This window comes from Streptococcus sp. SR4 (genome assembly GCF_000517725.1).
In the GTDB taxonomy this organism is placed as follows: domain Bacteria; phylum Bacillota; class Bacilli; order Lactobacillales; family Streptococcaceae; genus Streptococcus; species Streptococcus salivarius_F.
Genome location: NZ_AZYW01000068.1, coordinates 29,457 through 51,958 on the forward strand (window position 1 = coordinate 29,457; position 22,502 = coordinate 51,958).

At 42.0% G+C, this 22,502-nt stretch carries 19 protein-coding genes; 3 read left to right on the top strand and 16 right to left on the bottom strand.

Going from position 1 to position 22,502, the window contains the following annotated elements; translation table 11 throughout:
- Positions 1–101: 101 nt before the first annotated feature.
- The 10 genes from pknB to HMPREF1519_RS07905 form a co-directional block, all read right to left on the bottom strand.
- Entirely contained in the window at positions 102–1,973 is a 1,872-nt protein-coding gene (gene pknB / locus HMPREF1519_RS07860) for a Stk1 family PASTA domain-containing Ser/Thr kinase (protein WP_022496268.1), read from the bottom strand.
- Entirely contained in the window at positions 1,973–2,710 is a 738-nt protein-coding gene (locus HMPREF1519_RS07865) for a Stp1/IreP family PP2C-type Ser/Thr phosphatase (protein ID WP_037604753.1), read from the bottom strand. Before HMPREF1519_RS07865 ends, pknB begins: the two co-directional genes overlap by 1 nt.
- 43 nt (positions 2,711–2,753) lie before the next feature.
- Positions 2,754–4,076, bottom strand: coding sequence for a 16S rRNA (cytosine(967)-C(5))-methyltransferase RsmB (gene rsmB, locus HMPREF1519_RS07870; RefSeq protein WP_002884194.1), 1,323 nt, complete (start codon positions 4,074–4,076; stop codon positions 2,754–2,756).
- The gene (fmt, locus tag HMPREF1519_RS07875; protein WP_037611816.1) at positions 4,066–5,001 is read right to left on the bottom strand and encodes a methionyl-tRNA formyltransferase; all 936 of its coding nucleotides are present in this window, start codon (positions 4,999–5,001) and stop codon (positions 4,066–4,068) included. Before fmt ends, rsmB begins: the two co-directional genes overlap by 11 nt.
- 17 nt (positions 5,002–5,018) lie before the next feature.
- Positions 5,019–7,415 (bottom strand): primosomal protein N', encoded by a 2,397-nt coding sequence (locus HMPREF1519_RS07880; protein WP_037611818.1) that lies wholly within the window; start codon positions 7,413–7,415, stop codon positions 5,019–5,021.
- Positions 7,416–7,557: 142 nt separating this feature from the next.
- Positions 7,558–7,872, bottom strand: coding sequence for a DNA-directed RNA polymerase subunit omega (rpoZ, locus tag HMPREF1519_RS07885; protein WP_002886855.1), 315 nt, complete (start codon positions 7,870–7,872; stop codon positions 7,558–7,560).
- Between the two features lie 21 nt (positions 7,873–7,893).
- On the bottom strand, positions 7,894–8,523 hold the full coding sequence (gmk, locus tag HMPREF1519_RS07890) for a guanylate kinase (RefSeq protein WP_002884259.1): 630 nt from the start codon (positions 8,521–8,523) through the stop codon (positions 7,894–7,896).
- Between the two features lie 235 nt (positions 8,524–8,758).
- Positions 8,759–10,156: a signal recognition particle-docking protein FtsY gene (ftsY, locus tag HMPREF1519_RS07895; RefSeq protein WP_022496270.1), complete on the bottom strand. Its 1,398-nt coding sequence runs from the start codon at positions 10,154–10,156 to the stop codon at positions 8,759–8,761.
- A gap of 10 nt (positions 10,157–10,166) precedes the next feature.
- Positions 10,167–10,985 carry a Cof-type HAD-IIB family hydrolase gene (locus tag HMPREF1519_RS07900; RefSeq protein ID WP_022496271.1) on the bottom strand — a complete coding sequence of 273 codons (819 nt, stop codon included), beginning with the start codon at positions 10,983–10,985 and terminating at the stop codon, positions 10,167–10,169.
- Positions 10,978–11,772 carry an HAD family hydrolase gene (locus tag HMPREF1519_RS07905; protein ID WP_022496272.1) on the bottom strand — a complete coding sequence of 265 codons (795 nt, stop codon included), beginning with the start codon at positions 11,770–11,772 and terminating at the stop codon, positions 10,978–10,980. The genes HMPREF1519_RS07900 and HMPREF1519_RS07905 overlap by 8 nt, the downstream gene beginning before the upstream one ends.
- 181 nt (positions 11,773–11,953) lie before the next feature.
- Here HMPREF1519_RS07905 and HMPREF1519_RS07910 point away from each other — a divergent pair, with 181 nt between their 5' ends.
- Genes HMPREF1519_RS07910 through HMPREF1519_RS07920 form a run of 3 tightly spaced genes read left to right on the top strand, consistent with a single transcriptional unit; the run spans position 11,954 to position 13,831 of the window.
- A complete protein-coding gene (locus HMPREF1519_RS07910; RefSeq protein WP_022496273.1) occupies positions 11,954–12,331 on the top strand; it encodes a GntR family transcriptional regulator in 378 nt (125 codons plus the stop codon).
- 4 nt (positions 12,332–12,335) lie between these two features.
- Positions 12,336–13,034, top strand: coding sequence for an ABC transporter ATP-binding protein (locus HMPREF1519_RS07915; protein WP_022496274.1), 699 nt, complete (start codon positions 12,336–12,338; stop codon positions 13,032–13,034).
- Between the two features lie 11 nt (positions 13,035–13,045).
- Positions 13,046–13,831, top strand: coding sequence for a hypothetical protein (locus HMPREF1519_RS07920; protein WP_037611821.1), 786 nt, complete (start codon positions 13,046–13,048; stop codon positions 13,829–13,831).
- 49 nt (positions 13,832–13,880) lie between these two features.
- On the opposite strand, the gene HMPREF1519_RS07925 is transcribed toward HMPREF1519_RS07920, so the two are convergent.
- From HMPREF1519_RS07925 to HMPREF1519_RS07950, 6 genes are all read right to left on the bottom strand, one after another.
- Complete coding sequence (locus HMPREF1519_RS07925) at positions 13,881–14,810, bottom strand: ATP-binding cassette domain-containing protein (protein WP_022496727.1); 930 nt, start codon at positions 14,808–14,810, stop codon at positions 13,881–13,883.
- Complete coding sequence (locus HMPREF1519_RS07930) at positions 14,803–15,888, bottom strand: ABC transporter ATP-binding protein (RefSeq protein WP_022496728.1); 1,086 nt, start codon at positions 15,886–15,888, stop codon at positions 14,803–14,805. The genes HMPREF1519_RS07925 and HMPREF1519_RS07930 overlap by 8 nt, the downstream gene beginning before the upstream one ends.
- 9 nt (positions 15,889–15,897) lie before the next feature.
- Positions 15,898–16,824 (bottom strand): oligopeptide ABC transporter permease OppC, encoded by a 927-nt coding sequence (oppC, locus tag HMPREF1519_RS07935; RefSeq protein ID WP_022496729.1) that lies wholly within the window; start codon positions 16,822–16,824, stop codon positions 15,898–15,900.
- Positions 16,824–18,317 carry an ABC transporter permease gene (locus HMPREF1519_RS07940; protein WP_022496730.1) on the bottom strand — a complete coding sequence of 498 codons (1,494 nt, stop codon included), beginning with the start codon at positions 18,315–18,317 and terminating at the stop codon, positions 16,824–16,826. Before HMPREF1519_RS07940 ends, oppC begins: the two co-directional genes overlap by 1 nt.
- A gap of 60 nt (positions 18,318–18,377) precedes the next feature.
- Positions 18,378–20,348 (bottom strand): peptide ABC transporter substrate-binding protein, encoded by a 1,971-nt coding sequence (locus HMPREF1519_RS07945; RefSeq protein ID WP_022496731.1) that lies wholly within the window; start codon positions 20,346–20,348, stop codon positions 18,378–18,380.
- 181 nt (positions 20,349–20,529) lie between these two features.
- Positions 20,530–22,500, bottom strand: coding sequence for a peptide ABC transporter substrate-binding protein (locus tag HMPREF1519_RS07950; RefSeq protein ID WP_037611823.1), 1,971 nt, complete (start codon positions 22,498–22,500; stop codon positions 20,530–20,532).
- Positions 22,501–22,502 lie beyond the last annotated feature (2 nt).

Below are 22,502 nucleotides of genomic sequence, written 5' to 3' on the forward strand. Positions count from 1 at the left end.
CCCCTGGCAAGCAGGCTTTTTAAGCTATCGACAAGAAGTCTAGATAACAAAAAAGAGAGATGAAATAACCTCTCTTTTTTTGTTATCTTAGTTATTTAAAACTACTGTAGCTCTGTGTGAGTAGCCTCTGTCGAGGTTTCAGTGCTTGAAGTTGTACTGTCAGTACTTGAGCTCGTCGATGACGAATGTGTCGTACTGCTTGAGCTTGACTGTAGACTTGAACTTGCTGTTGCAACTGAAACATAGAGAATCACTGTACCATCAACACTTGTACCAGCTTGTGGATCTTGATAAAGGACCTCTGTACTGCTAGGAACCTTATCCTTATCTAACTTGGCACCAGTATTATAGTCGTGGTACTCGATGCTACTACTTGAGATACTCTTACGATTCAAGGTTTGAACCGCTGTTGAAACCGTTAAACCAGTCACATCAGGCATGGTGACGGTCTTAGGAGTTGCCACACGGAACTTAATCTTAGCCTTACTATCCTTAGGATTGAAAGACTTGTTTTTCCCTGGACTTTGAGATAGGATTTCTCCCTCTTCAGCACTGTCGTCTTCGACATGCTGAATATCAATTTGGTCCTCAGAAACGCCATAATTCGAAGTTAAGTCCTCAATGGCATCCTTATAATTTTTACCTTTGTAGTCTTTCAAAGCGAAACCTTTACCACCAGAAGAAACATAGACATCAATGCTTGATCCTTCTTTTCGTGTAGTTCCAGCTGTAGGATCAGTCTTGATGACCTTGCCTGTATCAACAGAGTCATCTTCCACTTCTTTAACTTCTCCTACCTTAAATCCAGCACCCTCAATTTTAGTCTGAGCTGTGGACAACTCTTGGCCGACCACATTAGGCACCTGGACATTATCAGGATTGGTAAATACCAAATAGGCAAAGATGATAATACCAATAAAGACAAGTCCTAGGAAAACCTTGAGTAAAGTTGAGAAGAAATTCTTCTTTTTCTTCTTAGCTGGTGTCGTTTTCTTCCTCGGTTGTTTACTTGGAGCAGGTGTAGGCTCTGATGGCTCAGCAGCAACGGCCTTTTTCTCAAGGCTTGCTGATGGAACTGGATCAACCTTTGGCAAGGTCTTGGTATCCGTCATATCATCAAAGACTACCTTGGCATCGCGTCGATGACTAGGATGCAAACTCGTTACCAAGTCACGGCTCATTTCCAAAGTACTATTATAACGATTTTCTAGTTTTTTGGCTGTTGCTCGAATAACCACGTTTTCCAAGGCTTGGGGAACGTTACGGTTCTCTGCCAAAATCGATGGGAGTGGCTTTTGGAAATGTTGGAGTGCAATGGTTACCGCACTATCGCCATCGTAAGGAATATGACCTGTTAACATTTCAAAAAGCATAATACCCATAGCATAGATGTCGCTTTGGATAGTTGCTTTCGATCCACGAGCCTGCTCTGGTGAGAGGTAGTGGACAGACCCCAACATAGAGTTAGTTTGAGTTAGACTAGTCTCTGCAAAGGCAACCGCAATTCCGAAGTCTGTAACCTTGGCTGTACCGTCCTTAGTTAAAAGAACGTTTTGTGGCTTAAGGTCACGGTGGATAATGCCCTTTTGATGGGCAAGAGTCATGGCGGAAAGAACCTCCCCCATGATACGCACAACATCTTGGTTAGAAAGTGGCGCATGGTCTTGAATATATTTCTTCAAGTCCGAACCATCTACATACTCCATCACCAAAAACTGCTGGCCGTCTTCTTCGCCAATATCTCGGATAGCAACGATATTAGGATGACTGAGTTCTGCCATGGCACGCGCTTCACGCTGGAAACGCGCCACAGCCACCTGATCCGTTTGATAATTGGTACGTAGCACCTTAATAGCTACTCTTTCATTATCCAGAATCAGGTCGTTAGCCAGATAAACATCCGCCATACCACCACGCCCGATAGACTTAAGGATTCGATAACGTCCAGCAAACAATTTGCCAACTTGGATCATTATCCTTCCTCACTTTCTATTTTGATGAGAGCAACGGTAATATTATCATGACCACCAGCCTCATTGGCTGCAGCTACCAAACGACTCGTTTTTTCTTCGACGAAACCAGGGCTGTTGACAATATGAACAATCTGTTCAACTGAAATCATATTGGTCAAACCATCTGAATTAGCCAAAATATAGTCTCCTGGTTCCAATTGTTGGACACCAAGGTCAGCCTCAATCGGAGCAGCTTGCCCAATAGATTGCGTAATGATATTACGTTGTGGGTGAACCGCTGCTTCTTCTTCGGTCAACTGACCAGCCTTGATAAGAGCATTGACCAAAGAGTGGTCATTCGTCAATTGCTTATACTCACCATTACGGATAAGGGCAATACGTGAATCCCCAACATGGGCGAAAATCACAGCATTATCAACAAAGGCAAGAACCTCGATAGTTGTTCCCATTCCCTTATATTCTTCGTTTTGGCCAAGTTCATAGATTTTACGATTTTCTGCATCAATGGCAGCAATCATCCAATCACGAATTTGACTCAACTCACGAAAATCAGTGTTAATCCAGTCACGACCAAGGTCAGTCACTGACATCTCACTGGCAATATTTCCAGCACGGTGTCCACCCATTCCATCTGCAACAACGACAAGGGTAACACCAGCTTGGTTGACAAATTTATTAACAAAATCTTGGTTGTTTGACCGTTTTTGGCCAATGTCCGTTAATAATGATATTTCCATAGTTTTCTTTCTGACTTGCGTCAGCATTTCCTCCTCTGTAACCCTAAGCTTTTTTACGCAACTGTGCGATGAAAAAACCATCAGTTAGATACTGTTCGGGGGTAATTGCCAAACAGCCATTGACCACGATGTCTTTGCATGGATGGTCTAAGGCAACTTGCTCAAAATCAGGATGGCTCTCAAGAAAGGCTTGAATCACCTCTTGATTTTCTTCTGCTATGATGGTGCAAGTACTATATGTTATTATACCACCTTTTCGTAGGGTTTGACAAACGCTGGATAGGATATCCAACTGCACAGCCTTAAGGGACTCAAAGTCTTGGAGATCCTTGTTATATTTGATGTCGGGTTTCCGACGAATGAGCCCAATCCCTGAACAAGGAGCATCCACTAAAATCTTGTCAAAACTATCAGCCGGAAAGACTTGATGTACCTGACTAGCATCCAGTTTCTGTGTCTTAACCTTATCAGCTAGGCCAAGACGTTGGGCATTTTCTTCGATAAGGGCAAGCTTATGATCATAGAGATCAAGCGCCGTCACATGTCCACTCGTCAAATAAGAGGCCATATGTACCGTCTTACCACCAGGTGCCGCACAGGCATCCAGGATTTCTTCTTCACCTTGAATCCCTAAAGTTGGCGCAACCAGTTGACTGGTCTCATCCTGAATGGTCAACAAGCCCTCTTTAAAATAATCTGTTCCAGCAAAGTAACCGGAAGACTTAACAAGCCCGACTGGTGATAGGACTGAACGCTCAGCCCCAGTGGCCTCCTCTATCTCTTCCAAACGTGACGCATCCGTTACACGCACACTAGCCTTATTTCTCACAAAGAGGCTTTGGAAAATAGCAAGGGCACGGTCTTCCCCGTACTGGTCGATAAGTTTTTTAACCAACCATACAGGTAGAGAATACTGAACGGAATAGCGTTTATTGACACGTTTAATCTGGCTTGGATCTGGCAAAGGCTGGCTAGATAGTTTACGAAGAACCGCATTTACCAGCTTCTCAGCACCCTTTTTATTGCCACGATTTTTGGCAATAGCAACAGCATCGTTAACTACTGCATGGGCTGGAATCTTATCTAAATAGGCTAGCTGATAGAGACTTAAGAGCAAGAGGTCATAAACCCAAGGTTCAAGCTTATCACGGTCCTCAATAACATGGGCTAGAATCCACTCCAAAGTAATCTTATGAGCCACGGTCCCATAGACAATCTCCGTCACTAAGGCCTTGTCCTTATCTGTCAGCTGCGACTTGCTCAGATGTGCATTGAGAGCAATATTTGAGTAAGCCCCTTCCTGGAAGACTTCTTCTAAGACTTCGAGTGCCTGTCCACGAGCTGTTTTTTTCCAATCATTGGCCAAATGCATCACCTACTTCAAGATTGCGTCCGACCCCATTAAGGAAATCAGCAATAGCCATACGAGGTTTTCCAGCAGGTTGAACTGTCTTAAGCGAAATAGCTCCTTGGCCAGTCGCAACTACCAAACTCTTCTTGGTTTTTTCAATAATATGACCAGCCTGTCCTTGACCTTCTGCCAAATCCGCTTCATAAATTTTGAAACGTTTGCCATCAAGCAAGGTATGGGCCACAGGCCATGGGTACATACCACGGATTTGATTGAAGATGTCACGAGCCGGCTTATTCCAATCAAGGCGCTCCTCTTCTGGGCTAATATTTGGCGAAAATGTTACCTGACTGGCATCTTGAGGAACAGGTTTGATTTCCCCAGCGATATAGGCAGGCAAGGTTTCAAGCAAGAGGTCACGCCCCAAGACTGCCAATTTTTCAAACATGGTACCAACATTATCCTCGTCAAGAATTGGCAAGGCCTTTTGGCTAACCATGTCACCAGCATCCATTTCCTTGACCATTTCCATGATTGTCACACCCGCTTCTGCATCACCATTGATAATGGCATAATGAATAGGTGCTCCACCACGATATTTGGGCAGGAGTGAAGCGTGGACATTCACTGCAAAATCCATGCTATCAAGTAACTTGCTTGGCAAAAATTGTCCATAAGCCGCAGTAACAATCCCATCAGCACCAAGTGCCATAAGCTGTGTCATTTCTTCAGAACCTGACAACTTTTCAGGTTGATAAATTGGCAAGTCATGCGCCAAGGCTACTTCCTTGACCGGTGTCATGCGGATTTCTTTTTTACGGCCAACAGCACGGTCTGGTTGCGTCACCACAGCGACAATATCATAATGCTCATCGGTCAAAAGTCCTTCCAGCACTGTCGCTGAAAAGGCAGGCGTTCCCATAAATACTAATTTTGTCATATTCTTCCTTTTCTAGATTAGGTAAAATTCTGAGGTTCGTGATCAATAATCAAACGCAGGTCCTTGTTCTCAGGCTCCTGAGTCATGTCAAGGACCCTATTAAGCGTTTCTTCCAAGTTATCCTCAAAACGGTATTTGATAATAATCTGATAGTGATAAAGGTTATGTGTTCGGGCAATTGGCTTAGGCGTAGGCCCTAGGAAGGTCACCTTGTCTGACAGGTGCTCTCTTAAATAAGCCATAACCTCATAGCTCTTGCGAACTACAAACTCTTCATCCTTGTGAGAAAGCGTAATTCCTACCGTATAGAAATAAGGGGGATAGGCCAACTGACGTCGAATCCCCATTTCATAGGCGTAGAAACCTTCATAATCCTGTTGCTGTGCAAACCGAATGGCATAATGACTAGGATTATAGGTTTGAATAATAACTTCCCCTTCCTTGTCAGCACGACCAGCACGACCAGCCACCTGAGTCAACAGTTGGAAGGTACGCTCAGCTGAACGAAAATCTGGTAAATTTAGCGACGTATCTGCATTCAAGACCCCTACCAAGGTAACATTTGGAAAATCCAAGCCCTTGGCAATCATCTGAGTTCCAAGCAAAATGTCAGCCTTACCACTTCCAAAGGCCTCCAAGAGTTTCTCGTGAGCCCCTTTCTTGCGTGTCGTATCAACATCCATACGAATCACTTTGGCTTCTGGCAAAAGTTCCGTCAATTGGTCATAAGCCTTCTGTGTCCCAGTCCCATAATAGCGAATCTGACGGCTCTGACAGTTAGGGCAGACATGTGGTATTGCTTTTTGAAAATCACAATAGTGGCAATTCATGGTCTTGGTATCCATGTGCAAGGTCAGTGAAATATCACAATTCGGACAATCATCCACATAGCCACAGTCACGACACATGACAAAAGAGGAATACCCACGACGGTTCAACATCAATACGACTTGTTCCTTACGTGCCAAACGTTCCCTGATTTTTTCCAAAAGAGGTGGTGTAAAATCACTCGCCTCTTGACGGCCCACAAAATCCTTGAAGTCCACCACTTCCACCTGCGGAATTTTAGCATTAGGATTAGCCCTTTGTGTCAACTCAAGAAAATGGTAAACCCCTTTCTGAGCTCTCGCCCGTGTCTCAATAGAGGGTGTTGCCGACCCAAGGACAAGCACAGCTCCATGACTCTTAGCCCTAAGCAAGGCAACATCTCTAGCATGATAGCGAGGATTGGACTCTTGTTTATAAGTAGCCTCATGTTCCTCATCGATAATGATTGCCCCGATATTGTCCAAAGGAGCAAAGATAGCCGAACGCGCTCCTACCACAACCTTGGCCTGACCAGATTTAACCTTACGCCACTCGTCAAATTTCTCACCGTCTGACAAGCCTGAATGCATAATCGCCACCAAGTCACCAAAACGTGAAATGAAGCGATTGGTCATTTGGGGTGTTAGGGAAATCTCTGGCACCAAGACAATGGCGGTTTTTCTCATAGCCAGGGTCCTCTCGATAAGATGCAGGTAGACCTCGGTCTTACCTGATCCCGTCACTCCTTCCAATAAGAAAGGTTTGCCACCTTGTCCAATTTGGCACATCATTTCTTCAACCGCATGCGCCTGTTGGGCATTAAGCTCAAGAAAATCTGTCTTTTCTACCTTTTCAAAGTAGCTATCGGCACGATTGACCTCAACTTCGGTGATAACCAAGGCACCAGCTTCAATGAAAAACTTAACCACATCTCGTGAAAAAAGCTTGTGGAGATCCGTCAACTTGCCAGACTCACTCTTTTCTAGCAAGAAGTCTCGCAACTCCAATCGTTTCTTAGCCCTTTGCGAAATAGCCAAAGTCTCGAGAATACCCTTTTGAACACTATAGTGCTTCTCAGTCTTGATATTCTGCTTATCTTTAGCAAGGTAATCAACCGTTACACGCCCAGACTGGACCAGACGAGGAATGGCTTGACGTTGTACCTCTGACAACTGCGAGAAAAGAATATGATTCTGCCCTTGAAGGAGAGTCTCTTTTTCCTCTTCACCCAGTTTATCAGTTGCCATGATAACCTTATCGTACTGCGAATTAAGGAGACCAGGTAGCATTGACTTCAAGATGGAAATCTTATAAGAAAAGACCGTATGTCGCATCTGATCAGCCAAATCCAGCTGTTCCTGATTAAGCACTGGCTCATAATCTAAAAGCTCAGCGATGGGTTTTAGTTCAGGAAAATCTCTTAAATTTTCCTGCTCTTCCAAGCCAATAATAAAACCTTGAAGTAAACGATTTCCTTTACCAAAAGGCACATGAACCCGCATACCGATGGCGATTTGTTCTTGCATGGCTTCCGGAACCAGGTAACTATAAGGTCTGTCCGTCTGCATCAGAGGAACGTCGACAATAATATGTGCTACTAAAACCATAAATCTCCTCCTGTCACTTCCTTAAGACCAGTATCTTCCAAGCTCAAGAAAATATGAGCTGCCTATTATCGTCATAAAGAAGGAAGCTGAGACACTATGCCTCAGCTCCCCTCTCCTCATAAACCAAAGCAAGACTTTGATTTTAGATTTTATCGCCTTCTTCTTTTTCTTTAGCGATTTGTTCTTTGATTTTACGTTCTTCTTCCTCAGCAGCAAGACGTGCTTGAATCACTTTCAAACGTGCCAATTCACGTTTAGATTCTGGATCTGGGTGGATAGTCACATTACCAGATTCAATCTCTTCAAGGGCTTGAAGGGTTGGTTTTACTGACGTAAACTCTTGAGTTGGTTCAGCACCAGCGGCTAATTCATGGGCACGTTTGGCTTGCAAAATAACCAATGAATATTTTGAAGGCACTTTATCCAAAAGTTTGTCAATAGAGGGTTTCAACATCATAATTCTATACCTATTTCTAATTTATTTATCTGATAATTTCTTTTCTGAAATCATATTACGATAGCGACCAATCACACGGTCAACTCGGAAGTGTTCTGCTTCAATAACACGTTTGACACGCTCAGCAGCCAAAGGCACTTCATCATTAACAATGGCATAATCGTATTCGCTCATGAGAGCAATTTCTTCACGCGCACGCTCGATACGTTGAGCAATAACTTCCTCAGAATCTGTCCCACGACCAACCAAACGTTCTTGAAGCTCGTTCAAGTCTGGTGGTGTCAAAAAGATGAAGACAGCATCTGGGACCTTTTTCTTAACCTGAAGGGCACCTTGAACCTCGATTTCAAGGAAAACATCAATACCCTTATCCAAGGTTTCATTAACATAAGTCAAAGGTGTTCCGTAGTAGTTACCCACATACTCAGCATATTCCAACATTTGACCATTACGAATAAGCTCTTCAAATTCCTCACGCGAACGGAAGAAATAATCCTTCCCATCAACTTCACCAGGACGTTGAGCACGTGTGGTCATTGATACTGAATATTCAAATTTGTGGTCAGGTGTTGAAAAAATCTCCTGACGAACAGTTCCTTTTCCGACACCAGAAGGCCCTGAAAAAACAATCAAAAGTCCACGTTCAGACATGTCTTCTCCTTAAACTAAGATTAAAAATCTTCTTATGACTCACCTTTAAAAAAGAGAAAACAATCATCTCTTTTTTTGGCTTAGGGGTTGTTCAGTGATTAAGTTACAGCTCACTTTTCAGAGCATGTGTTTTTCCTTACTATTTTACCAATAAAAGCGACTTTTTTCAAGGTGAGGACACCATTAAAAAGAGTGAATTCCTTTTCTCAGTACTCACTCTTTTTTAAATACTCTTTTAAACCAAACCAGTCAAGAGACCTTGCATGAATTCTTCTGAATGGAACTCACCAATATCATCAATTTTCTCACCAAAACCAATTAACTTAACTGGAATATCCAACTCTTGGCGAATGGCTAAAACCACCCCACCCTTGGCACTACCATCCAACTTAGTCAAGACAAGACCTGTAAGAGGTGTAATTTTTGAAAATTCCTTAGCCTGACTAAGGGCATTTTGACCTGTTGAGGCATCCAAGGCCAAGAGGGTTTCATGAGGTGCTTCTGGAACCACACGCTTGATAATACGACCAATCTTTTCAAGTTCTGCCATAAGATTGTCTTTATTTTGCAAACGACCCGCAGTATCAATCATAAGGACGTCAACTCCCTCAGCAAGAGCCTTTTCCATACCGTCAAAGACCACTGAAGCTGGGTCAGCCTTCTCAGCACCAGTCACTACTGGCACATCAACACGACGTCCCCACTCAACCAACTGAGCGACAGCTCCCGCACGGAAGGTATCAGCAGCTACCAACATAACTTTTTTGCCTGCTTCTTTGTATTTATGCGCCAACTTACCGATAGACGTTGTCTTACCAACCCCGTTGACACCAACGAAAAGCATGACTGTCAAACCATCTTGGAAATTAATCTGCTCCCTGTAGACATCATCCTTCTCGTAGATATCCACAAGTTTTTCGATAATCAAGCGTTGCAAATCCTCAGTCTTTTTGACATTTTCAAGGCGGGCTTCATAGCGCAAATCTTCCGTTAATTGCGTTGCAACATTAACCCCAACATCGGAAAGAATCAGCATTTCTTCCAATTCTTCGAAGAACTCCTCATCAACACGACGGAAATTCGCAAAGAATTCATTCAAGCGAGCAGCAAAACCAGTACGCGTCTTCTTGAGGGTACGGTTATATTTTTCTTGTTCTGTTTCAGTTTTTGAAGCCTGAACTTCTTCAGGTTTTTCCTCAACTTTACGGGTTTGAACGGCTTCAAAAGTGACAGTTTCACCTTTTTCTGCAGCAGCAGCTACTTGAGCCTTCTTAGCATAGTAATCAGCCATGACATCCGCAAAGTGGTTATCCACAGCAACTTGACTTTCTTCTGACTCTGAAACGCCTTCTGCTTCGCTTGAGGCCTGATTATCAACAGAAAGGTCTTCGTCAGACACTGCTTCACTTTCTTCTGTCACAGTAGAATCACTAGATTCAACAGATTCTGTGTATGAAATCTCTTCTACTTGAGTCTCTGACTCACTGAGCTGTTCTGTTTGACTCTCGCTTATCCCTTCACTTGTTGACAAGTCTTGATTATTAAGAGCCTCAGTTTCTGAAATTTCCTGATTTGCTACAGTTTCCTGTGACTGTTTTTCCTCTTGTCCAAATAATCGATCAAATAGACCCATTTGGTTCTCCTTATTTCTCTAGAATATATTTGTGGATGGCCTCAGCCACTCCAGATTCCTCATTAGTTTTTGTCGTTACTGCCTTGGCAACAGCCTTGACCTTAGGAACAGCATTCGCCATAGCCACACCAAGACCAGCCCACTCCAGCATTGTCAAGTCGTTTTCCTCGTCTCCCATAGCCATGACCTGACTTTTATCCAGAGCAAGGTAATCAGTCAAGAGTCTCAAACCTACAGCCTTATGAACACCTTTAGGCATGACCTCTAGGATAATTTCACGAGACTTAAAGACCTCAAACGCTTGGTATAAATGGTCAGGTATTTTTTGAATTTGAGAATCCAAAAACGCTTCCTCACAGACCGTAACTACTTTATTATAGACGATATTTTCAGGAATGTCATCAATACTCTCCACATCAACGAAGGTCAAGGTAGGATTAGCCTGACGATAGAGAGAATGATTGCCTTTACTTGGCACACCATAGACAATGCCATCACTGATAACATCCATCGGGAGCCCCAGAGGCTCAAAGACAGCATAAATCTGCTTTAAATCTTCTCGACTCATCTCTTTCTTTATGAGGATATCCCCATTATTACGCTGAACCAAGCCACCATTGAAGGTCACACTATAGTGCTTATCATCCAACAAGCCCAAATCTTCCAAGATATGAGTAATAGCTGGCAGAGGACGACCAGTCGTAATGACCACATGACCCCCCTTAGCTTCTGCCGCCTTAAGAGCAGCTCTATTTTCAACTGTTACTTGCTTATCCTTAGTAAAGAGGGTCCCATCTAGGTCCAAGGCCAACAATTTAATCTCAGACATCCGAACATACCAATCCTTCCATGAAGTCAAAGACTGCACCATCTTTATGGTGACCAATCACTTCGTCAGCTACTGCCTTAATCTCATCGCGGGCATTTTCCGTAGCAACCGCATGCCCAGCAAAGGTCAACATCTCCATATCATTGAGATTATCGCCAAAGGCTACAACATCTGAAGCTTGACGCCCCAACTCTTGACAAAGATGGTAAAGACCAAAGCCCTTGTCCACACCTTTAAGGATAATATCCATAGAATCAAAGCCAGTTGTCACAGCTGTCATATCCTCAAAAATCGTGTTGAGATAGTCACCACGTTCCATAATGGTATCCCCTTGGAACTTAGCAGTTACCTTGAAAATGTCATCTGTAACCGCTTCAAGGTCCGTTGCCATAACATTTTCATAGTAACGTTCCATGGCCTTAAGATAGGCTGGTTCTGCATCGTTTGGAGCATAGGCACCACGACGTCCCGACAAGAGAATTCCCTCGCAAGTTGGTAAGGCTAAAGTCGTGTCTGCAATTTCTAAATAATCTTTAGGTTCTAGCTTGGACTCAAATAGGACTTCACCCTTGTACTGAACCAAGGCCCCATTCTCCGCAATAATAGCAATGCGGTCCACAAAACCATCAAAAAGCTCCTCCAAGGCCAAGAGAGCTCGGCCAGAAGCTACTGTAAAAACGTAATCTTTAGCTTCACACGCATCCAAAAGGTTTTCCAAACGTGCCTTATCATAGGCACCAAGATGGTCTAGAAAGGTACCATCCATATCTGTTGCTAAAATTTTCAAAATAATCTCCCTTCAGGTCGAATATACTTGCCCCTATTGTACCAAAAATAGGAATATAAGTTTGGGAAAAGCCAGAGAAATTAGAGAAAATATGGCATTTTACTTGCAAATCCACTATTTTAGTTGTATCATTACGGTAGTACAAAAATAATACTGTTATACTTTTAGAAAGGAGTCTCTTATGGCTTGGACATTTGATGAAAAATCGCCAATTTATCTCCAAATCGCCTATCGCGTCAAACTGAAGATAGCTTCCAAGGAATTGAGTATGGGACAACAACTCCTACCCGTTAGAGAATTTGCTCAGGAAGCTGGGGTCAATCCTAACACTGTACAAAGAGCCTTCCAAGAACTTGAAAAAGAGGGGTTGGTCTACTCTGCCCGTACCTCTGGTCGCTTTGTTACCGAAGATGAAAAACTAATTGATCAAAAACGACACGAGATTGCCCAAAGTCTCATGAAAAACTTTGTCACTGAGATGACAGCCATTGGTTTTAGCTCACCTGAAATCAAATCTATCATCACTGACTACATCGAACAAACAGGAAAGGACTTATAGACCAATGACTGATATTGTAACTCTAACAAATCTCACCAAGACCTATAATGGTATTCCAGCCCTTAGAGATGTGACCATGTCCATCCCTTCTGGTAAAATCATTGGTCTCTTAGGACCAAACGGTAGTGGTAAAACAACTCTCATCAAGATTTTGAATGGCCTCCTCCAACCAACTTCTGGTTTAGCAACTATTAATGGATTTCAGCCATCACCTATCACCAAAGCTCAAGTGGCATATCTACCTGATACAACTTATTTGGATGAAAGTAAGACTATCCAATACTACTTGGACTTCTTCCAAGATTTCTATGCTGACTTCCGTTATCCTCTTGCCTTGCAACTCTTGCAGGATTTAAAGCTCCAGCCTGATTTGCGCCTTAAAGACCTATCAAAAGGTAACAAAGAAAAAGTTCAGTTGATTTTGGTTATGAGTCGTGAAGCTAAACTCTATCTCCTCGATGAACCTATCGGTGGAGTCGATCCCGCGTCACGTGACTACATTCTTAAAACCATCATCAACCAATACTCTGAAGATGCTTCTGTTATCATTTCAACCCATTTGATTGCAGATATTGAATCCGTCCTAGATGAAGTTATCTTCTTAAAATACGGTCAGATTGAACTTCAAGGGGATGCTGATAATATCCGTCAAGCCCATGGCAAATCTATCGACAAACTCTTTAGAGAGATGTTCCATAACTAGGAGGTATGAGCATGTTTTGGAAATTAGTTAAGTATGAATTACAATCGGTCCGTAAGTGGTACCTTAGCATTTATGGTATTGCCATCCTACTCTCTATCCCCTTGGGCTTAATGCTGCACAAATTAATATTCACCTTTGAACACAGTCACGAAGAACCTAGTCTACTCTTCTTCGCTTTCTTCACACTGATGGTTTTTGCTACCATTATCGTATGGGGAACCATTTATATAGCGACAATAGTCCTCATTGTTAGACGCTTTGCACAGACTGTCTTTGGGAGAGAAGGCTATCTAACCAATACACTCCCAGTTTCTGCCCACCAATTGATTTTATCTAAACTCTTGGTAGCCTTTATTTTAAATACGATTTCTAGTCTCGTAGTACTCGCTTCGATTGCTATTATAGCCGGATTTAATATAGACTTCAAAGATTTCCTACTAACTACTAGTTACTTGGGACAGCTCCTAAAAGAAATAGGTGCCCTCTACCTTGTCATCCCTTCTACAATTTTAGGAACAATTAGCGGTATCCTATTCTATTACCTCTGTATTAGTATTGGAAACCTCTTTAATACTAACAAAGTTCTTATGGGGTTTGTCGCCTATTTTGCCATTCAGGCTATCCTATCCTTTATTGGTTTCTTCTTTGGAATCGGTGCAGCCTTGACCGGAGATGCAACAAATACTGCAATTAATAACTCGGCATATATATTTAGTCTAGTTCAGTCTCTCATTCTCATCGGAGCAAGTTACTTTGGTACCTACTATATCATGACAAAACGCTTAAATTTAGACTAAAGAAAAAACGTGTTCCTTCTGGAACACGTTTTTTTTGCATTGAAAAGACTTATTTACTTTGTTCTTTACGATAAGTCTCGATTTCGGCCTTGTTACCCCAAACGAAGTGTCCTGGACGTACTTCAACCATTTCTGGTTTATCAACCGAATAGTCGTGTTGGTTTGGATTATAAACCTTCAAGACTTTCTTACGTTCCAAGATTGGGTCTGGAATAGGAACAGCAGACAAGAGTGACTTGGTGTAAGGGTGGATAGGATTGTTGTAGAGTTCTTCTGTCTCAGCAACTTCCACGATTGTCCCCTTGTAAATAACAGCGATACGGTCAGAAATGAAACGGACCACTGACAAGTCGTGAGCGATAAAGAGGTAGGTCAGTCCCAACTCTTTTTGGAATTTCTTAAGCAAGTTCAAAACTTGGGCACGAACTGACACGTCAAGGGCTGAGATGGGTTCGTCAGCGATAACCAAATCAGGTTGCATGACCAAGGAACGTGCAATCCCAATACGTTGACGTTGTCCCCCAGAAAATTCGTGAGGGTAACGTGTCAAGTGCTCCTCAAGAAGTCCCACTTCTTTGATGATTTTCTTGATTTTAGCTTTACGATCTTCCTCATCCTTATAGAGATGGAAGTTATGCAAGCCCTCAGACAAGATATAATCGACTGTTGCACGTTCATTCAAACTAGCCGCAGGGTCTTGGAAAATCATCTGGATACGACGGATAAGGTCGTTTTTCTCAGAGTGAGACAAGTGTCCATTGATTTTCTTACCGTCAAAAATAATCTCACCATTACTTGTATCATTTAGACCAATAATGGCACGCCCGATAGTGGTTTTACCACTACCAGACTCACCAACGAGGGAAAAGGTTTCACCCTTGTTGATGAAAAAATTAGCATTGTGGACAGCAACGAATTTCTTGCTTCCTTCACCGAAGGAAATCTCCACATCTTTTACTTCAACTAACTTCTCAGGCATTGCCTTCCTCCTCATCTCCTAAATGTGCAAATCCCATATTAGCACGGATTTTTTCATGTAGATTTTGGATAACCTCAGGTTTTTCAACTTTTGGTGCATCCTCATGTAAGAGCCAGGTCTTAGCCCAGTGAGTATCTGAAACTTGGAATTGCGGTGCTTTTTCCTCGAAGTCAATCTGCATGGCATAATCTGAACGCAAGGCAAAGGCATCTCCAACAACTGGTGTATAAAGTGATGGTGGTGTCCCTGGAATTGAGAAGAGCTCACCCTTATCATCAGCCAACTGTGGCAAGCTTGAAAGCAAGCTCCACGTGTATGGATGACAAGGCTCATAGAAAATCTCCTCAACAGTTGCATACTCGATGATTTCACCAGCATACATAACAGCAACCTTGTCAGCGATACTTGCTACGACACCAAGGTCATGGGTGATGAAAATCACTGAGAAACCATACTCCTCTTTGAGTGATTTCAAAAGGTCAATGATTTGAGCTTGAATGGTCACATCGAGGGCAGTTGTTGGTTCGTCACAGATAAGGACATCAGGACGACAAGCCAAGGCGATGGCAATGACGATACGTTGACGCATCCCTCCAGAGTATTGGAAAGGATATTCGTTGAAACGTTTCTCAGCATCAGGAATACCAACCTTGTCCATGTAATCAATGGCCATTTTTTTAGCTTCTTTAGCTGATTTTCCTTGGTGTTTGACAATGACTTCAACAATTTGACTACCGATAGTCTTAATTGGGTCAAGACTGGTCATCGGATCTTGGAAGATAGTTGCAATCTTAGATCCACGAATTGCTGCCCAATCTTGGTGACTCTTAAGCTTGGTCAAATCTTGGCCACGATAATCAATAGAACCACTAGCGACACGACCATTTTCTTCAAGCATCCCTGTGAAGGTCTTGGTCAAAACTGATTTACCTGAACCAGACTCACCAACCAAGGCTAAAACTTCACCTTCAACCAAATCAAGGGAAACCCCTCGAATAGCTGTCAAAACACGGTCACGAACGTCAAATTCCACGACGATATCGCGAGCCGATAATATTACATTTTTATTTTCTGTCATATTGGACTCCTATCTATGCGTACGTGGGTCACTGGCATCCGCCAAGTTTTGACCGACAATAAAGAGAGAGAGGGAAACGAGGATCAAGGTAGTCAATGGAATCCAGAAGAGGTAAGCATTGACTGTAACGTTCTGTGCATAGTCTGAAATCAAACGACCAAGACTAGGCGTCGTAACGGGAAGCCCCAAACCAAAGTAAGAAAGGAAGGCTTCGTAAGAGATAAATCCTGGCAAGAGCTGACTAGCCATAGTCACGATAACTGATACAAGTTGTGGCATGATATTTTTAACCACAATCTTAGGAGTTGGTGTTCCCAAAGTACGAGAAGCCAAGTTGTACTCCAAATCACGGTAACGCATGATTTGAATACGGATAGTATAAGCAATACCAATCCAACCTGTGACAGTCATGGCAAAAATCATGTTCCAGAAACCTGCACCCAATGAGTAAGTCAAGACGATAACGACAAGGAGGGCAGGAATGTTTGAGATGATGTTGTAGATTTCCATCATAATCATATCAAAGGTCTTAGAAATCCCCCAAACAGCACCAACGACTAAACCAATAACAACGTTAATGAAGGTAGCGATAACAGCAATAAGGATAGAATTACGAGCTCCAAACCAAACACTGTCAAAGAGAGACTTACCATTACTGTCCGTACCGAACCAGTATTGAGCATTTGGATGCACATAACGTACACTAAAGTCATTAACCTTAGACACGTCATTGAAGTCAAATTTTGAAAACATTGGGTAGATAAAGCTCATCAAAATGATAGCAATCAAGATTCCCAACATGACAGTTGTTGACTTTTTCTTGAAGAACTGACGCATCACTGATTTCCAGTATGAATAGGCCGGCGCATCAATTGTTTCAGAGGCAAAATCATCGCGCTTTACAAATTGGAACTTACTTTTATCAATTGAAGCCATTATTTACCTCCTTTAGATGTCAATTTGATACGTGGGTCAATTATAGTCATAAGGATATCACCCACAAGCAATGAGAAGATGGTAAGGGCTGTGAAAATAAATACAAGACCCACAACCATAGCGTTATTTGAAGCACGAACTGAGTCAATCAACATTTTACCCATACCAGGGTAGGCGAAGATTGTTTCTGTCAAGGTTGCCCCTGTGATAACACTAACGATAGATGCTGGGATCCCTGAAACCAAGGAAACCATAGCATTTTTGAAAATGTGTTTATTCGAAATTTCTTGTTCTGACAACCCTTTGGCGCGTGCAAAACGGACGAAGTCTTGTGATTGCAAGTCAATCATGTAACGACGAATCCAAATGGCAAGACCTGGTGTTGACAAGAGACCGAGAATTACAGATGGCAAGACGTATGAACGCCAGTCACCCGCACCCAAGATAGGGAAGGAATCTGGAAGACCAATCTTAGAACCAATCAAACGAATGATATAAACCAAGGCGATGGTTGGTAGTGAGAGCAAGAAAGTCAAGATACCAGTTGACACACTATCAAAGAGTGTGTTTTTAAAGCGTGCCATGTATGATCCCAATGGAATTGCCAAAGCATAAGACAAGACCAAACCAATCAAACCAGCAATGGCAGAACTTGTCACCATTGATGGGTACTGGTAGCGACTCTTAGTAGCTGTGTAAGGGTCATCACCATAGTAAGAACGATCCCTAGCATCAGCCTGACTTGGTGATTTATAAGTACGAGAGTAGATATCTACTGAAGATACTTTCTTACCAGTAGGGAAGTTGACCTCAGAGCTTTGTGTTTGCCCTTGTCCTTGTGTAATAACATCAAGAACACCCTGCTCAGCATAGGTTGGGTAAGATGTACCAAGGTTCATCTTCACAAAGTTTTGGTGAACAAATGGGAACTGACTGTTAAAGTAAAGCAAGTATTTATGCTTAGTTCCTGAACCGACAACTGACCAACCGATAGCTGGGTCATTTTCAATACGGATGTAACGCTTCAAGTTTGGATTTGTTTTATCTTTAACCCATCCAGTATTGTCAAATTCAAAGAGGTGTGCATAGAAACCAAACACACGTTCAAGCACTGGCACATCACGTGTCGCATAGAATTGTTTGCTTTGCTTGAACTGATGCAAACGCCAGCCACGTCCTAAACTATCCACATATTTTTGGTAGATAGCCTTATTTTCTTTTGTTGGCTTAGTGGTTACCGACTTGTCAACTGAGCTAGCTTTCTCCTGCAACTCTTTGGTGTCGTAGTACTCGATATAACCCATACGTTCATAGATTGTATTTTCATAGTTAGCCTTAGAATCGGCTGTCTTAGCAATCTTGTTGTAGTTAGGGTCCTGTCTGAAAATCAGACGCCTCGGCACCATGGTATAGATAATCGTGTAGGTCAAGGCCGTCACGACAAATATTGACAATAGAGAACGGAGGGTTCTCAATAAAATGTATTTTTTCATGTCTCTTCCTTTAATTCCAAAAGAACTTTCCCAATCTAATGAGAAAGTTCCATCGTCCTTTTATTTAACGTGTTTCTCAAGGTCTTTTTGAGCTTTTTCGTTGGACTTAGACTTTTCTTTAAGCCAGCTTTCACGGGCTTTATCATAGTTTTTCTTAGTGACAACATCTTTTTGAGGTTCGAGGTACTTGAAGTATCTGTCAGAACCTTTAGGTCCTACTTGAGAGTAGGCTCCTGAGAATGGTGTCAAACGAGCTACCATTGGAGCTGCACCCTTGTTAACCATAAGTGGCATGAAGAGTGAGCTATCTTCCAACCAAGCTTGTGCCTCTGCATAACGTTCATAACGTACGTTGAGGTCGCTTGTTTCTTTAGCTGCATTGTCAACCAAAGCATCAAAGTCTTTAAGACCTACTTGAGCTGCTGCTGCATTGTTAGGATCGTCAAATCCCATGTAAGTTTTTGTGTTCTCACTAGCTGTTGTTTTGAAGATATCGAGGTATGTTGATGGATCTTCATAGTCAGGAGCCCAAGCTACTGAGATATTGATATCCCAGTCTTCTGCTGCTGCATTAGCTGCATACAATGTGCTATTTAGAAGATCATCTTGAGACATTTGATGAACATCCACCACGACATTTTCTTTACCAAGTGTATTTTCAACAGATTGTTTCAAAGATTGTGCACGTGCAACCGTTGGTTTAGCTGCTTGGTCAACTGGAAGGTCCAAGTGAATTGGGAATTGAACACCATCTGCTTGAAGAGCTTCCTTAGCTTTGTTAAATTCAGCCTTCGCTTTATTAGCATTGAAGATACCGTCTTGACTGTCTTTAAAGTTAACACCTGACCACTCGTCACCATATGAAGCCATCTTTTCAGTTACCAAATCACCGAATGACTTATCACCAGCATAAACAAAATCAGGTTTCACGAGAAGGTTACGAACAGCAAGGGCTGCACCTTTTTCACCATTAAGTTGTGCAGAATAAGCTGTACGGTCAATAGCAAAGTTAACTGATTGACGGAAGTCCTTGTTAAGAAGAGCTTTCTTAGTTGAATCTTTCTCAGCATCAGTCTTCTTAGATGTATGGTTGTAAGACTGACGGTCAATATTAACACCAACCCCACCAATATCTGCAGATGGTTGTGTATAGAAGATATTATCTTTATATTGTTTTTCTACTGAATTAAAGTTTGAGCTTGTTGGATATAGACGTGCTTGGCTATAAGCGCCATCAGTGAAATTACGAACAAGCGATTCTTGGTCTGAAGCATCGTAGAAAGAAAGTTTAATGCCATCGAAGTGGACATTTTTCTTATCCCAGTAGTTTTCATTTTTAGCCAATTCAATAGATGATTTAGCTGTCAATGACTTAAGGATGTATGGACCATTATAAAGGATAGATGATGGATCTGTTGATTTACCAAAGCTATCCCCTTTTGACTTAAGGAACTCTTCATTTACAGGCCAGAAGAGAGAATAAGTCATCTTAGAATTCCAGTAAGGTTCTGGTTGTTTAAGTGTGTACTGAAGAGTGTAATCATCAAGAGCTTTAACGCCAACTTTAGAGAAGTCTTTATCAGTACCATTGAAATAATCAGCAAGACCTACTACAGAATCTTTTGCCAAGTAAATTGACTCTGTCTTTTTATCAGCAGCATGCTTAAGACCTGTTACGAAGTCTTTAGCTGTTACTTCCGCATACTCTTCACCGTCTGAAGTATACCATTTAACTCCCTTACGAAGTTTGTAAGTATAAGTCAAACCATCAGCCGAAACAGTCCAATCCTTGGCAATAGCAGGTACCAAGTTACCATATTTATCATTTTCCAAAAGGCCATCGACACCATTTGTCACAGCATCAGTCGTTGAACCTTTATTGGAAATAAGGTAGTCCAATGTTTCAGGATCAGCAGTATAAACATAGTTATAAGTATTGCTTGAAGTGTTTGATTTTGATGAACAAGCCACTAAAACCCCAACACTTAGGAGGGAAACACCCGCAAGGGCCAACCATTTACTTTTTTTCATAAGCATTCTCCAAAAAATCTTTTTTTATATGCCTACATTATACCATAAAAAATAAGATGAGTACAATTTTCAGAATATTTTGTCTTATACTGACTTTCTCACATTTACAAACCTAGAAAACACTAGAGCTAAGCCCTTTCTTGGCAAAAGAAAAAGGCTAACTGCCTTTTCCTCAAGAATATTATTTAACGTGTTTCTCAAGATCTTTTTGAGCTTTTTCGTTAGATGCTTTCTTTTCTTTAAGCCATTTTTCACGACTTTGTTCATATTCTTTCTTAGTAACTACTTTTTCTTGTGGTTTCACGTATTTGAAGTAGTCTGATGAGTTCTTATCACCCACTTGCATGCTAGCACCCGTAAATGGTGTCAAGCGTGAGATAACTGGTGCTGCACCGTTACCAACAGTCAATGGAATGACAAGCGAGCTATCTTCCAACCATGCTTGAGCTTGGGCATAGCGGTCGTAACGAGCGTTGAGGTCTGTTGTTTCTGAAGCTGCTGAATCAAGCAAGGCATCATAATCTTTAAGACCTACTTGAGCTGCGGCCGCATTGTTTGGATCATCATAACCCATGAAAGTCTTGGTATTTTCACTTGAAGTTGTCTTAAAGATATCAAGGTAAGTTGATGGATCTTGATAGTCTGGACCCCAAACCACACCGTTTGAAATATCCCAGTCTTCTGCTGCCGCATTTGCCGCATTAAGGGTTGCATTTTGCATATCATCTGATGACAATTGGTTAACATCGATAACCACATTATCGCTACCCAATGATTGTTCAATGGTTTGTTTCAAAGATTGGGCCTGAGCAACATGGATTTTAGAACTTTGGTCAACTGGAAGGTCCAAGTGAATTGGGAATTGAACACCTTCTCCTTGGAGAGCTTCCTTAGCTTTGGCAAACTCAGTCTTAGCTTTTTCAGCATTGTAGAGGCCATCTTGACCATCAGTAAAGTTGACACCTGACCATTCATCACCATAAGAGGACATTTTCTCTGTTACAAGATCTCCAAAGGTCTTATCACCTGCACTGACAAAATCAGAAGGAACAAAAAGGTTACGAAGAGCTAGAGCTGCACCATCTTTACCATTCATTTGTGATTGATAAGCCGTACGATCAATTGCGAAGTTGATTGATTGACGGAAGTCTTTGTTTAGAAGAGCCTTCTTAGTTGATGTCTTTTCAGCATCCGTCTTCTTGGCTGAGAATTTATAGCTTTGGCGGTCGATATTAACACCAATGGCTGATGTAGACGCACCTGGTGCAGTGTAATAAATGTTATCTTTATATTTCTTCTCTACAGAAGAATAGTTAGAACTCGTTGGGTAGACACGAGCCAAACTATAGGCACCATCCGTGAAACCACGTTCTAGAGCCTCTTGATCCGAACCGTCATAATATGACAATTTGATGGCATCAAAGTGTACATTCTTCTTGTCCCAATAATTTTCATTCTTAGTCAACTCAATAGATGATTTAGCTGTCAAAGATTTGAGAAGGAAAGGACCATTATAGAGGATAGATGTTGGGTCTGTTGACTTACCAAAATCTTTTCCTTTGTTCTTAAGAAAGTCTTCGTTAACTGGGAAGAGCAAGCCATAAGTTGTTTTAGAGTTCCAGTATGGCTCAGGTTTTTTAAGGGTGTATTGCAATGTATAATCGTCGATTGCTTTAACGCCTACATTTGAGAAATCTTTATTGGCACCAGAGAGGTAGTCAGACAAGCCAGCAATAGAATCTTGCACCAAGTAAAGAGCTCCAGACTTGCCATCAGCCGCATGCTTAAGACCAGTCACAAAGTCCTTAGCAGTCACATCAGCATACTCTTCACCATCAGAAGTATACCATTTAATTCCCTTACGGATTTTATAAGTATAAGTCAGACCATCTTGAGAGACAGACCAATCTTCAGCTACTGAAGGGACAAGATTTCCATATTTATCTGCTTCCATAAGACCATCTACACCGTTTGTCACAGCTGTCTTAGTAGGTCCTGTATTTGAAGTGATGTAATCCAATGATTCTGGATCTGAATTATAAACATAACCATAAGTCGTTCCACTAGTACTTGACTTAGAAGAACAAGCCGCTAAGGCACCTACACTGAGGAGTGCCACACCCGCAAGGGCTAACCATTTGCTTTTTTTCATAA

Bases quoted from the DNA above. Each gene is read 5' to 3' on its own strand.
- pknB (WP_022496268.1), bottom strand. From the start codon at position 1,973: ATGATCCAAGTTGGCAAATTGTTTGCTGGACGTTATCGAATCCTTAAG.
- HMPREF1519_RS07865 (WP_037604753.1), bottom strand. From the start codon at position 2,710: ATGGAAATATCATTATTAACGGACATTGGCCAAAAACGGTCAAACAAC.
- fmt (WP_037611816.1), bottom strand. From the start codon at position 5,001: ATGACAAAATTAGTATTTATGGGAACGCCTGCCTTTTCAGCGACAGTG.
- HMPREF1519_RS07880 (WP_037611818.1), bottom strand. From the start codon at position 7,415: ATGGTTTTAGTAGCACATATTATTGTCGACGTTCCTCTGATGCAGACG.
- rpoZ (WP_002886855.1), bottom strand. From the start codon at position 7,872: ATGATGTTGAAACCCTCTATTGACAAACTTTTGGATAAAGTGCCTTCA.
- gmk (WP_002884259.1), bottom strand. From the start codon at position 8,523: ATGTCTGAACGTGGACTTTTGATTGTTTTTTCAGGGCCTTCTGGTGTC.
- ftsY (WP_022496270.1), bottom strand. From the start codon at position 10,156: ATGGGTCTATTTGATCGATTATTTGGACAAGAGGAAAAACAGTCACAG.
- HMPREF1519_RS07900 (WP_022496271.1), bottom strand. From the start codon at position 10,985: ATGTCTGAGATTAAATTGTTGGCCTTGGACCTAGATGGGACCCTCTTT.
- HMPREF1519_RS07910 (WP_022496273.1), top strand. From the start codon at position 11,954: ATGGCTTGGACATTTGATGAAAAATCGCCAATTTATCTCCAAATCGCC.
- HMPREF1519_RS07915 (WP_022496274.1), top strand. From the start codon at position 12,336: ATGACTGATATTGTAACTCTAACAAATCTCACCAAGACCTATAATGGT.
- HMPREF1519_RS07920 (WP_037611821.1), top strand. From the start codon at position 13,046: ATGTTTTGGAAATTAGTTAAGTATGAATTACAATCGGTCCGTAAGTGG.
- HMPREF1519_RS07925 (WP_022496727.1), bottom strand. From the start codon at position 14,810: ATGCCTGAGAAGTTAGTTGAAGTAAAAGATGTGGAGATTTCCTTCGGT.
- HMPREF1519_RS07930 (WP_022496728.1), bottom strand. From the start codon at position 15,888: ATGACAGAAAATAAAAATGTAATATTATCGGCTCGCGATATCGTCGTG.
- oppC (WP_022496729.1), bottom strand. From the start codon at position 16,824: ATGGCTTCAATTGATAAAAGTAAGTTCCAATTTGTAAAGCGCGATGAT.
- HMPREF1519_RS07940 (WP_022496730.1), bottom strand. From the start codon at position 18,317: ATGAAAAAATACATTTTATTGAGAACCCTCCGTTCTCTATTGTCAATA.
- HMPREF1519_RS07945 (WP_022496731.1), bottom strand. From the start codon at position 20,348: ATGAAAAAAAGTAAATGGTTGGCCCTTGCGGGTGTTTCCCTCCTAAGT.
- HMPREF1519_RS07950 (WP_037611823.1), bottom strand. From the start codon at position 22,500: ATGAAAAAAAGCAAATGGTTAGCCCTTGCGGGTGTGGCACTCCTCAGT.